The 11,843-nt window shown below is 58.6% G+C and carries 10 protein-coding genes; 9 read left to right on the top strand and 1 reads right to left on the bottom strand.

The window, feature by feature from the left end:
* The first annotated feature begins 62 nt into the window (after nt 1-62).
* Entirely contained in the window at nt 63-1,250 is a 1,188-nt protein-coding gene (locus MOMUL_RS01055; RefSeq protein WP_062280439.1) for a M20 family metallopeptidase, read from the top strand.
* A gap of 26 nt (nt 1,251-1,276) precedes the next feature.
* On the top strand, nt 1,277-2,236 hold the full coding sequence (locus tag MOMUL_RS01050; protein WP_062280437.1) for an SH3 domain-containing protein: 960 nt from the start codon (nt 1,277-1,279) through the stop codon (nt 2,234-2,236).
* Between the two features lie 15 nt (nt 2,237-2,251).
* Here MOMUL_RS01050 and MOMUL_RS01045 read toward each other — a convergent pair whose 3' ends face one another.
* The gene (locus tag MOMUL_RS01045; protein WP_062280427.1) at nt 2,252-3,469 is read right to left on the bottom strand and encodes an MFS transporter; all 1,218 of its coding nucleotides are present in this window, start codon (nt 3,467-3,469) and stop codon (nt 2,252-2,254) included.
* Nucleotides 3,470-3,674: 205 nt separating this feature from the next.
* Between MOMUL_RS01045 and argC the strand changes: the two genes are divergently transcribed.
* The 7 genes from argC to argH all read left to right on the top strand — a co-directional run bounded on the left by argC (nt 3,675) and on the right by argH (nt 11,799).
* Nucleotides 3,675-4,715 carry an N-acetyl-gamma-glutamyl-phosphate reductase gene (argC, locus tag MOMUL_RS01040; protein WP_062280424.1) on the top strand — a complete coding sequence of 347 codons (1,041 nt, stop codon included), beginning with the start codon at nt 3,675-3,677 and terminating at the stop codon, nt 4,713-4,715.
* Nucleotides 4,716-4,807: 92 nt separating this feature from the next.
* Nucleotides 4,808-6,025: a bifunctional glutamate N-acetyltransferase/amino-acid acetyltransferase ArgJ gene (argJ, locus tag MOMUL_RS01035; protein ID WP_062280422.1), complete on the top strand. Its 1,218-nt coding sequence runs from the start codon at nt 4,808-4,810 to the stop codon at nt 6,023-6,025.
* A gap of 19 nt (nt 6,026-6,044) precedes the next feature.
* Nucleotides 6,045-6,938 (top strand): acetylglutamate kinase, encoded by an 894-nt coding sequence (gene argB / locus MOMUL_RS01030; RefSeq protein WP_062280419.1) that lies wholly within the window; start codon nt 6,045-6,047, stop codon nt 6,936-6,938.
* 30 nt (nt 6,939-6,968) lie between these two features.
* A complete protein-coding gene (locus MOMUL_RS01025; protein ID WP_062280416.1) occupies nt 6,969-8,177 on the top strand; it encodes an acetylornithine transaminase in 1,209 nt (402 codons plus the stop codon).
* Nucleotides 8,178-8,213: 36 nt separating this feature from the next.
* Nucleotides 8,214-9,155: an ornithine carbamoyltransferase gene (gene argF / locus MOMUL_RS01020; protein WP_062280412.1), complete on the top strand. Its 942-nt coding sequence runs from the start codon at nt 8,214-8,216 to the stop codon at nt 9,153-9,155.
* 53 nt (nt 9,156-9,208) lie between these two features.
* The gene (locus tag MOMUL_RS01015; RefSeq protein ID WP_062281402.1) at nt 9,209-10,417 is read left to right on the top strand and encodes an argininosuccinate synthase; all 1,209 of its coding nucleotides are present in this window, start codon (nt 9,209-9,211) and stop codon (nt 10,415-10,417) included.
* Entirely contained in the window at nt 10,414-11,799 is a 1,386-nt protein-coding gene (argH, locus tag MOMUL_RS01010) for an argininosuccinate lyase (protein ID WP_062280410.1), read from the top strand. Before MOMUL_RS01015 ends, argH begins: the two co-directional genes overlap by 4 nt.
* Nucleotides 11,800-11,843: the final 44 nt, after the last annotated feature.

The raw sequence follows: 11,843 nt of genomic DNA, 5'->3' as shown, positions 1-11,843 counted from the left end.
CCTTCAGGTTGTATTATTTCCCCTGGCCGTAAATCTAATCTACTACTGCAAGGGGTCTATATATGCTTGCCGTCAAAGAAAGAATTGCCCGGGCCATTGCATCTTTAAAAGAACAGATTATCAATGTAGCCGAAGCTATTTATGATCACCCGGAACCGGGCAACCAGGAGTTTTTTGCCGTAGAGCTGCTGACAGGTATCCTGGCGGAACGGGGTTTTAAGATTACCAGGCCCCTGTGCCAGCTGCCGACTGCCTTCAGGGCCGAGCTGGCTGGCGGTTCCGGCCCGCGGGTGGCCCTGCTGGCCGAATACGACGCCCTGCCGGGGCTGGGGCATGCCTGTGGCCACAATCTGATAGCTGCTGCCAGCCTCGGGGCGGCCTTAGGGTTAGCAACCATAATTAAAGAACTCCGTGGTACCATTGTCGTTTTAGGTACGCCGGCCGAAGAAACCCGGGGGGCCAAGGTGGTGCTGGCTCGCCAGGGCGCCCTTGACGACCTGGATGCGGCCATGATGTTCCACCCCGGGGATACCAATACCGTGGAAGTGAGCTCCCTGGCCCTGGAAGCCCTGGAATTCGTTTTTGAGGGCCGGGCGGCCCATGCTGCCTCCAGCCCGGAGGAAGGTATTAATGCCCTGGAAGCGGTCATCCAGTTATTCAATCATATCAACAGCCTGCGCCCCTACCTTAAAGACGGCGCCAGCGTCCACGGCATTATTACCGAGGGGGGGACTTCGCCCAACATCATTCCCGAACGCGCCGTGGCCCGCTTTTACCTCCGGGCCCGTACCCGGGGGGCCTTAAATAAGGTTATCGAGCGGGTGGAAAATTGCGCCACGGCGGCAGCCCTGGCAACCGGCAGCCGTTACTGGTACCACAACTACGAACCTTCCTATGAACCCATGCTGACCAATCGCGCCCTGGCCGCAGCCTGGCGAGACAACGTGAAAGAGCTGGGGGTAATCGATTCCGGCTTCCCCAGCATTAGCCGCGGTTCCCTGGACATGGGGAACGTCAGCCAGGTGGTGCCGGCCATCCACCCCTACCTTTCCCTGAATGCTGGCAAGCTGGTGCCCCACAGCCGCCAGTTTGCCCAGGTAGTCCGGGGTGAGGCCGGGCGGCGGGTTGTAATCCTGGCTGCCACGGCCCTGGCCTGGACGGCAGCGGATGTCATGCTTGACAGGGATTTGTTGCAGCGAATTAAAGAGGAATTTACCAGCACTATTCATACCCGCCATCCTGGTGCATAAAGATTTAAAAGGATGGGGGTGGGGACATGGATAATCGCTGGCGCTGGTTACGGGCCTTAATTATCCTGGCTGTGGCAGCCTTTATCTTCTGGCAGCGGGCAGCAAGCGGGCAGGTCAATGTTTATGAAGCCCGGGCCCTGGCCGTTATGGGCCAGAATAGCAAGGAAGGCAGGGAAATATTAAAGGAACTGGCCGAAGGCCGTAAGCCAGGGGTCTATCACCTGCAGGCTGAAGGAGATATTGCCCCGGCGGCAGGGACGGAAAAAATTATTGGCGTTACTGTATCCAAAGACCGGGGCCTGCTGGGTATCTTCAGCACCCCGGGAAGCCAGCCGGTAATGCTGGACTGCATCGATACCTTGCCGCTGCAGGAAGTAAAGGTGGTCCAGCTGGAGGCCGGACGCAATGCCATTTTAATCCGGGAACTCCTGGACGAGCGCTTCGGTGCCTATTTTTTAAGCAGCTTTTATACCCTTTATACCTGGCAGGGGGAAGGTTTGCAGGAAATCTGGCGTAAAGTTGCCGGCAATGAAGAACGCTGGCATAAAAAATGGCTGGACCAGGGCGAAGGCTGGCAGGGGGTCAGCGAACAGGTGACGACGGACTTTACCCGGGAAGAGGGGCGTCTGGCCATTAAAACCATTAGCAGCCAGACCCTCTGGTCGGCCCCGGCAGCAACCGGTCCCCGGACGAAAATCCAGAGCCGGACGGTAACCCACACCTATCGCTGGGAACCGGCCTGGGGGGCCATGGTCATGGCCGTAGGCAGGGTAAATAAAGCTACCAGCCTTAAAGAGCGCCAGGGAAATAAGTATGCTGACCGGCTTAATCTGGCGGCCGGGGAGGAGGTAGCTGTCCTGGAGGATGAGGACCTGCTGTCCTGGTTAAAACCGGGGGAACCTTCTTACTGGCGGGTAAAGACCAAAAGCGGCCGGGTGGGTTATGTTTTAAAAGGTCACCTGGACCTGTTGGCAGGCAAGGCTTAGAAGGTTGCCGATCCTTCACTTGCCGCTGCTTATTTTTAAGGCTGTTTGCGGTTCCCGCACTTCCCGCCACACCCAGATGAAATTGAGGAACAGGAGGATACTGGCGGCGTAAAAAACCGATCGCAGGCCAAAGAGGGCGGCCCAGAAGCCACCGGCCAGGGGGCCGGAGAAGTTGCCCAGGAAGAAAGCGCTCTGGGTAAGGCCATAGACCCGGCCCCGTTTTTCAGGCGGGGTAAACAGGCCGATGAGGGAATTGGCCATGGGCAACAGGCCCCCCAGGAAAAGGCCCTGGAAGAAACGCAGGCTGATGAGGGGGAAAACCTGGCCGACAAGGGCCTGGGGGAAGTAAAACAAAGCCGAACCGGCCAGGCAGGCCAGGAGGCAACGTTTGTAGCCCCAGTAAGGGGCCTGGCGACCGAGGATGGTGACGGCTATTACCTGGGCCAGCCCTGTCACCGCCACCACCAGGCCTACCAGGGTATTAAAATTGGAGCTCCCGGCAGATAGTTCTCGCACATAGAGGGGCATCAGGGGTTCAACCCCCCGCGTGGCAAACTGGGACAGGAAGATAACGACAAACAGGCTATAAATAGTTAGCGGCCAGGAGAGCAGCCCGATCAAGCTGCTCTTTTCTGTGGTTTTGGCTGCTGTCCGCACAGGTGGGTGAAAGTCTTCATGGACCAGGGTGGCCGCCAGGATGGTACCGGTTATGGCCAGCAACCCGGCCAGCATGAAGACGACCCGGAAGGGAAAAATATCAGCCAGGACGCCGCCAATTAAAGGTCCCAGTACCAGGCCCAGGACCTGCCCGGTTTGCAGCCAGCCCAGGGCAAACCCGAGGCGGTTTTCCGGGGTGGTACTGGCGGCCAGGGTCAGGGCAGCAGAGGAAAAGCCGCTGAAGACACCCATCAGGATGCGGCAGATTAACAGTTGATAGGCGCTGGTAACGAAGGCGGGTAATACAGTAAAGATGGCAACGCTGGCTGCTGAACGGACCAGCATGGCCTTGCGGCCGTAACGGTCGGCCAGAGCACCCCAGAAAGGTGACATCAAGCCGGAAAAAAGGGCGTTGACGCCAACGAGGATACCGGACCAGGCTTTAAGGGAGCGGGGATCGGTAACCCCCAGCTCGGCAACAAAGAAGGGTAAAAAGGGAGTGACAATCTGGAAGGTACTTGTCGCCAGCAGTTGAATGATGACCAGGAGATAAAGGTTGCGCTGCCATTCGGACATAAATTCCTTTCCCCTCCAGGTTGCACCTTTTCACCGGGCACCGGTATGACAGAATTTATCGGCGTATAAAGTCCAACATTTATCTTATGCCTCTTGGCAACTGTTGTCAATGCAATGTTAAGATAAAGTAAAATTTTACCCTGCTATTGCATTAATATGCATTTCTATTGTATAATTATAACATCACTCAAGGAGGTTCCCACCCTTGGTCAAAGCAGGCATTATCGGCGCCACCGGCTATACCGGAGCCGAACTGGTGCGCATCTTAAGCCGGCACCCGGAAGTGGAGCTGGTGGCCCTTACCTCACGGAGTTATGCCGGTGAGGATATGGCGGCCGTTTACCCGGCCCTCACCGGCTATACCGGCCTTCCCTGTGCAGATCTAACCCCGGAAGAGGTCCTGGAACGGGTGGAAGTGGTCTTCATCGCCCTGCCCCACGGCCACGCCGTGCCGGTGGCCGCCCGGGCCCTGGAGAAAGGCGTCAGGGTCATCGACCTGGGAGCCGACCTGCGCTTCAGGGAGGCCAAAACTTACGAAGAATGGTATAAAGTCCCCCACGGTAACCCTGAGCTGGCAGCCAGGGCCGTTTACGGCCTGCCCGAAATCCATAGAAAAGCCATCCGTCAGGCCCGGGTGGTTGCTAATCCCGGCTGCTACCCCACTAGCGTCATTCTAGGCCTGGCGCCCCTGCTCAAGGCCGGTTATATCGACCCGGCAACCATTATTATCGATGCCAAATCAGGCGTGTCCGGGGCCGGCCGGGAGGCCAAAGTTACCAGCCTGTTTGTGGAGTGCAATGAAAATATTAACCCCTACGGCGTGGCCGGCCACCGCCACACCCCGGAGATCGAGCAGGAACTGAGCGCTCTCGCGGGGATGGAGGTTAAGGTATCCTTTACCCCTCACCTCCTGCCCATCAGCAGGGGGATTTTAAGCACCATGTATGCCACCCTGGCCCGGCCGGCAACGGAAGCAGAACTCCGGCAGGTATACCAGGATTTTTACGCCGGGGAACCCTTTGTCTATCTCCTGCCGCCCGGCAGGTGGCCCCATACCCGCTGGGTCTATGGCAGCAACAACTGCCATATCAACCTGGCGGTGGACGGCCGCACCGGCCGGGTGGTAGTCGCCAGCGCCATTGACAACCTGACCAAAGGCGCTTCCGGCCAGGCGGTGCAAAACTTCAACCTCATGTGCGGTTTCCCGGAGACCACTGCCCTGGCCGCACCGGGACTATGTCCTTAAATACGGAGGAGCCTCCCATGGCGACGAGCTGCTACCAGCGAGGGTATGACAATGCCAGCCTGCGATAGAGTTATTTTTGGAGGAAGGAAGAGATGACTGGAGACATCCAGAAGGTTGATGGCGGCATTACCGCCCCCCAGGGTTTTGTGGCCGCCGGTGTCCATGCCGGCTTAAAAAAGGAAAAGAAGGACCTGGCCCTGATTGTCAGCGAAGTACCGGCGGCGGCGGCAGCCGTCTATACCAGGAATCGCGTCAAGGCAGCACCCCTGATAGTTACTAAAGAGCATCTCAAAACCGGGATAGCCCGGGCCATTGTCTGCAACAGCGGCAATGCCAACGCCTGCACCGGGGAGCGAGGTTACCGGGATGCCCGGGAAATGGCAGCTATTACGGCTGAAGCCATAGGCTGCGAACCCTGGCAGGTGGTGGTGGCTTCCACCGGTGTGATTGGCGTGCCCCTGCCCATGAATAAGATCAGCGCCGGCATCCGGGCAGCGGTAGAAAAGCTGGCAGTAGATGGCGGCAGCGATGCGGCGGCGGCTATTATGACTACCGACACTAGGAAGAAGGAAATTGCCGTCCAGTTGCCCCTCGGGGGGGCGACGGTAACCATCGCCGGCATAGCCAAAGGTTCTGGCATGATCCACCCTAACATGGGAACCATGCTCTGCTTTTTGACCACCGATGTCGCCATGGAACAGCCCGACCTGGACCAGGCCCTACGGGCAGTGGTAGACCGGACCTTCAATATGGTAACGGTAGACGGCGACACCAGTACCAACGATATGGCCGTTATCCTGGCCAATGGCTGCGCCGGCAACGCCCCCCTGACCATTGAAGATCACGCCGCCTTCCGCGCCGGCCTGGAGTACGTCTGCCGTCACCTGGCCCGCCTGATTGCCCGGGATGGTGAGGGAGCTACCAAACTCATCACTGTGGAAGTGCGGCGGGCGGCCAGCGAGGCTGAAGCCCGTCTGGTTGCCCGGACCGTGGCCGGCTCTAATCTCGTGAAGAGCGCCATCTTTGGCGCCGATGCCAACTGGGGTCGCATTCTCTGTGCTGCCGGTTACTCCGGGGCAGAGATTGACCCGGAGAGAGTGGACATTTACCTGGAAAGCCGGGCCGGCTGCGAGCAGATGGCCATGGACGGCGAGCCCCTGCCATTTTGTGAAGAGAAGGCGGCGGCCATCTTACGGGAAGAGGAAATCACCATTACCCTGGATTTAAATCAGGGAACGGCCACAGCCACCGCCTGGGGCTGCGACCTGACCTATGACTATGTGAAGATCAATGCTTCCTACCGGACTTAAGGAGAGGAGGGACCGGAAGATGACCCTTTCGCCCCTGGAAAAGACGGGCATCCTCATCGAAGCCCTGCCCTATATCCGCCAGTTCTACGGCAAAACGGTAGTGATCAAGTATGGCGGCCATGCCATGACCAACTGCGACCTGAAAAGGGCTGTTATGCAGGACGCCGTCCTCATGCACCTGGTGGGCATGCGGCCGGTGATTGTCCATGGCGGGGGGCCGGAAATTACCGGGATGCTCAAGCGCCTGGGCAAGCAGTCGGAGTTTATCCAGGGCCAGCGGGTAACCGACGCCGAGACCATGGAGATTGTGGAAATGGTCCTGGTGGGGAAGATTAATAAAGAAATCGTCACCAATATCCACCGTTACGGTGGCAAGGCCATCGGCCTCTGCGGCAAGGACGGCAATCTCATTGAAGCCAGGAAGCAGCTGGCCCATATCCAGCAGGAAGATGGGGCGGAGGTTGACCTGGACCTGGGCTTTGTCGGCCGGGTGGAAAGGATCAATCCCGGCATTATTGAAACTGTCATCGCCGAAGGTTACATCCCCGTGGTGGCCCCCATCGGCGTGGGCCCGGAGGGTGAAAGCTATAATATCAACGCCGACCTGGTAGCGGGAGAACTGGCCGTGGCTTTGAAGGCCGATAAACTGGTCCTCCTGACGGATGTGGAGGGGATTTTAGCGGACCGCAATGATCCCGGCTCTTTAATTTCCGCCCTGGAGGTTGGCCGGGTGCCGGAACTCATCCGGCAGGGCGTTATTACCGGCGGCATGATCCCCAAGGTCAACTGCTGCATCCGCGCCCTGGAGGGCGGCGTTAAGAAAACCCATATTATTGACGGGCGCATACCCCACTCTATTTTGCTGGAGATATTCACCGATACCGGCGTGGGGACCATGGTAGTACCGGGGTAAAACGAAAGTCGGAGGCAGGAGGTGCCGGAAATGGATAATGCGGCTCTTATCGCTCTGGGGGAAAAATATGTGATGCGTACCTACGGGCGCTACCCCCTGGCCCTGGTGCGGGGTGAGGGAGCCCGGGTCTGGGATGCCGACGGCCGGGAGTACCTGGACTTTGTGAGTGGCCTGGCAGTTAACTCCCTGGGGCACTGCCACCCCCGGGTAGTGGCGGCCGTCCGGGAGCAGGTGGGGAAGCTCATCCACTGCTCCAACCTTTACTGGATTGAGCCCCAGGTTGAGCTGGCGCAATTGCTGGTGGAAAATTCAGCTCTGGATAAAGTCTTTTTCTGCAACAGCGGCGCGGAGGCCAATGAAGCGGCCATTAAACTCGCCCGCAAGTATGCCAAGGAACACCGGGGGCCGGAAAGCTACGAGATTATTACCATGCGCCGTTCCTTCCACGGCCGTACCCTGGCTACCCTGACGGCTACCGGCCAGGAGAAATTCCACCGCGGTTTTGCTCCCCTGCCGGCAGGCTTTAAATACGTCCCCTTCAATGACCTTGCCAGCCTGCGGGCAGCGGTAGGTCCCCGGACCTGCGCCGTCATGCTGGAACCGGTCCAGGGGGAAGGCGGCGTCTACGCGGCCAATAAAGATTACCTCCAGGCGGTGCGGGCCCTCTGCGACGATGAAGGACTTTTACTTATTTTTGACGAAGTGCAGTGTGGCCTGGGCCGCACGGGCTATCTCTTCGCCTACCAGTATTATGGGGTGGAGCCCGACATTATGACCCTGGCCAAGGCCCTGGCCGGCGGGGTGCCCATCGGCGCCATGCTGGCCAAAGAAAAGGCAGCCGCTGCCTTTGGCCCTGGGGACCATGCCTCCACCTTTGGCGGTAATCCCCTGGCTACGGCCGCCGGGGTGGCCGCCTTTAAGGCCCTGCTGGAAGAGGGCCTGGTGGAAAATGCCCGGGTCCTGGGAGAATATTTCTACCAGGAGCTGGAGAGGCTGGCCCGGGAATTTCCCCAGTTAACAGATGTAAGGGGCCGCGGCTTCCTGCTGGGAATAGAAATTGACGGCCCGGCTGATGCCGTGGTGGCCGCCTGCCAGGAGCGGGGTTTATTAATCAACTCCCTCCACGGCCACGTCCTGCGTTTCCTGCCCCCCCTGACTATTAGTAAGGACGAAATCGACCAGGCCATAGCTATTTTAAAGGAGGCTTTACAGGAAGTTTTGGGGCAAGGAGCGAATTAAGGGAGACAGGGTTTATATAGAAAGGAGATGCATTTAATGAACGACCTGGCAAAGGGCCTCAAAGGCCGCGACTTCATCTCCCTGAAGGACTTTACCACCGAAGAAATCTTTTATCTCCTGGACCTGGCCGCCGAGCTCAAGGCCAAACTAAAAAGGGGGGAGCCCCACCCAATACTTGCCGGCAAAACCCTGGGTATGATCTTTACCAAGCGTTCCACCCGCACCCGGGTATCCTTTGAGGTGGGCATGTACCAGCTGGGCGGCTATCCCCTTTTCCTGACCAAGGACGATTTGCAGCTGGGGCGGGGAGAAACCATTGCCGATACGGCCCGGGTCCTGTCCCGTTACCTGGATGGCATTATGATCCGCACCTATTCCCACCAGGAGGTGGAGGAACTGGCGGCCCACGCCACCATCCCCGTCATCAACGGCCTGACGGATTTTCTCCACCCCACCCAGGCCCTGGCGGATATCATGACCATCCGCGAGTGGAAGGGGGAGCTTAAGGGTTTAAATCTCATCTTTATCGGTGATGGCAATAACGTCGCCCATTCCCTCATGTACGGCGGGGCCAGAGTGGGCCTCAATGTGACCATCGCCTGCCCGTCTGGCTATGAACCCCTGCCCCAGGTAGTAGAAGAAGCCCGGCGCATAGCCGCCTATAACGGCTGCCAGATAGCCGTTACCAATAATGTCCGGGAAGCAGTGGAGGGGGCCGATATCCTCTATACCGATGTCTGGGCCAGCATGGGCCAGGAAGCCGAGGCGGAAAAGCGGCGCCAGGCCTTCCAGAAATACCAGCTTAACAGCGAACTATTAAAACGGGCCAAACCTGACGCCATGGTCATGCACTGCCTGCCGGCCCACCGGGGCGAAGAGATTACCGACGAAGTGATCGACGGTCCCCAGTCGGCCGTCTTTGACGAAGCCGAAAACCGCCTCCACGCCCATAAGGCCATTCTGGCAGCATTGATGTAGGTTTGCTGGTCGATAACACAGGCTATTTTACCAGTGAGAAAGGAGTCTTTATTGTGGCGGAAAAGGTAGTCCTCGCCTATTCCGGCGGGCTGGATACTTCCATTATTATCCCCTGGCTCAAAGAAACCTACGGCTACGAAGTTATTGCCCTGGCCGTTGATCTCGGCCAGGGAGAGGAACTGGCGCCCCTGGAGGAAAAGGCCATCAAGAGCGGGGCGAGCAAGATTTACATCCTCGACAAAAAACGGGAGTTTGTCGAAGAGTACATCTGGCCAACTTTAAAAGCCGGGGCCATTTATGAAGGCAAGTACCTCCTGGGTACCTCCTTCGCCCGGCCCCTTATTGCCAAATGCCTGGTAGAGGTGGCGGAGAAGGAAGGCGCCACTGCCGTGGCCCACGGCGCTACCGGCAAGGGTAATGACCAGGTGCGCTTTGAACTGGGAGTTAAAGCGTTAAACCCCAATTTGAAGGTCATTGCCCCCTGGCGCCTCTGGAACATTCGCTCCCGGGAAGAGGCCATTGACTATGCCACCGCCCGGGGCATCCCGGTACCGGTCACCAAGGACCGGCCCTACAGCATGGACCGCAACCTCTGGCACTTGAGCCACGAAGGCGCCGACCTGGAGAACCCCTGGAACGAACCCCAGGACGACCTCTATTTAATCATTACCCCGCCGGAACAGGCCCCGGATAAACCCACTTATGTGACTATTGACTTTGAAAAGGGCATCCCGGTGGCCGTGGAGGGGGAAAGGCTGGACGCCGTAACCCTGGTGGAAAAATTGAACGACCTGGCGGCGGCCAACGGCGTCGGCATCGCCGACATGGTGGAAAACCGCCTGGTGGGCATGAAATCCCGGGGCGTCTATGAAACCCCCGGCGGTACCGTCCTTCACCTTGCCCACCGGGAGCTGGAAGCCCTCACCCTGGACCGCATGACCATGCACTTCAAGGAAATTGTGGCCGCCAAATACGCCGAGCTGGTCTATGACGGCAACTGGTTCTCGCCCCTGAAAAAGGCCCTGGACGCCTTTGTGGACAGCACCCAGGAAACGGTCACCGGCACCGTGCGCATGAAGCTGTACAAGGGTAACTGTACTCCGGCAGGAGTTAAATCACCCTACTCCATCTACAGCGAAGACCTGGTGACCTTCGGCGCCGGCGGCGATTACGACCACAAGGATGCCACCGGCTTTATCAACCTCTTCGGCCTGCCTTTGAGGGTTCGGGCCTTGATGGAAAAGAAGGCAGGCTTAAAATGAAGCTCTGGGGCGGACGTTTTACCAGGACTACCGACCGGCTGGTGGAGGACTTTCATTCCTCCATCAGCTTCGACCAGCGCCTTTACCGGCAGGATATTGCCGGGTCGATAGCCCATGCCAGGATGCTGGCAGCGGTGGGGCTCATTACCCCGGCCGAGGGCGAGGCCATTATTAAAGGGCTGGAGGAAATCCGGACCGACATAGAGGCCGGGCGGGTAACCTTTGATGTGGGCGCTGAAGACATCCATATGAACATAGAAAAGCTGCTCACGGAACGGATCGGCGAGGCCGGGAAAAAGCTGCACACGGCGCGCAGCCGCAACGACCAGGTGGCCCTGGACCTGCGCCTGTATTTAAAAGAAGAAATTCCAGAAGTAAAAAGACTCCTGGCCGGCCTGCAAAAGGTCCTGGTGGACCTAGCGGCTGAGCACCTGCACACCATCATGCCCGGCTATACCCACCTGCAGAAGGCCCAGCCCGTCACCCTGGCCCACCACCTGCTGGCCTACTTTGAAATGTTCTACCGCGACCAGGAGCGTTTAGACGGGTGCCTGGCGCGGGTAGATGTCATGCCCCTGGGCGCCGGCGCCCTGGCAGGGACAACCCTCCCCATTGACCGGGAGATGGTGGCCCGGGAACTGGGCTTTAAAGAGATCAGCGCCAACTCCCTGGATGCTGTGGCCGACCGCGATTTTGTGGTGGAATTCCTGGCGGCAGCTTCCCTCATCATGATGCACTTAAGCCGCCTGGCCGAAGAAATAATCCTCTGGTCCAGCGAGGAATTCGGCTTTATCGAGCTGGACGACGCCTACAGCACCGGCTCCAGCATGATGCCCCAGAAGAAAAACCCTGACGTGGCTGAACTGGTGCGGGGGAAGACGGGCCGGGTGTACGGCCACCTCATGGGCATGCTGGCGGTCCTGAAAGGTTTACCCCTGGCCTACAACAAGGACCTGCAGGAGGATAAAGAAGCCCTCTTTGACGCCCTGGATACGGTGAAGGGGTGTCTCATGGTCTTCACCCCCATGCTGGCCACGGCCAGATTCCGGGTTGAGCGGATGCGGGAAGAGGCGGCCCGGGGGTTTGCCGCTGCCACCGACGTGGCCGAATACCTGGTGCGCAAAGGTTTACCCTTCCGCGAGGCCCACGCCGTGGTGGGGTCTCTGGTGCTGCACTGCCTGGAACAGGGCAAGTCCTTTGAGGACCTCACTTTAGCCGAGTGGCAGTCCTTTTCACCTTATTTCTCGGAAGATATTTTTAGCCGCATCAAGGTAGAAGCCTGCGTGCAGGGCCGCGACCTCCCCGGCGGTCCCGCCCCCGCCGCTGTAGCTAAGGCCCTGGAGCGGGCCAGGAAGATTCTTGCGGGAATCTACAGCATATAATAGCGCCCGGACTTTAATAACAGGTCCGGGTTTTTTTATCCTGG

Source organism: Moorella mulderi DSM 14980 (assembly GCF_001594015.1).
In the GTDB taxonomy this organism is placed as follows: domain Bacteria; phylum Bacillota; class DSM-521; order Neomoorellales; family Neomoorellaceae; genus Neomoorella; species Neomoorella mulderi.
Note: the sequence above shows the minus strand (reverse complement) of the source record. Positions and strands in the feature narration are given on the sequence as shown.

Coding starts and splice junctions, on each gene's coding strand:
- argF (WP_062280412.1), top strand. CDS start 8,214: ATGAACGACCTGGCAAAGGGCCTCAAAGGCCGCGACTTCATCTCCCTG.
- MOMUL_RS01025 (WP_062280416.1), top strand. CDS start 6,969: ATGGATAATGCGGCTCTTATCGCTCTGGGGGAAAAATATGTGATGCGT.
- MOMUL_RS01055 (WP_062280439.1), top strand. CDS start 63: ATGCTTGCCGTCAAAGAAAGAATTGCCCGGGCCATTGCATCTTTAAAA.
- MOMUL_RS01050 (WP_062280437.1), top strand. CDS start 1,277: ATGGATAATCGCTGGCGCTGGTTACGGGCCTTAATTATCCTGGCTGTG.
- MOMUL_RS01045 (WP_062280427.1), bottom strand. CDS start 3,469: ATGTCCGAATGGCAGCGCAACCTTTATCTCCTGGTCATCATTCAACTG.
- argB (WP_062280419.1), top strand. CDS start 6,045: ATGACCCTTTCGCCCCTGGAAAAGACGGGCATCCTCATCGAAGCCCTG.
- argH (WP_062280410.1), top strand. CDS start 10,414: ATGAAGCTCTGGGGCGGACGTTTTACCAGGACTACCGACCGGCTGGTG.
- argJ (WP_062280422.1), top strand. CDS start 4,808: ATGACTGGAGACATCCAGAAGGTTGATGGCGGCATTACCGCCCCCCAG.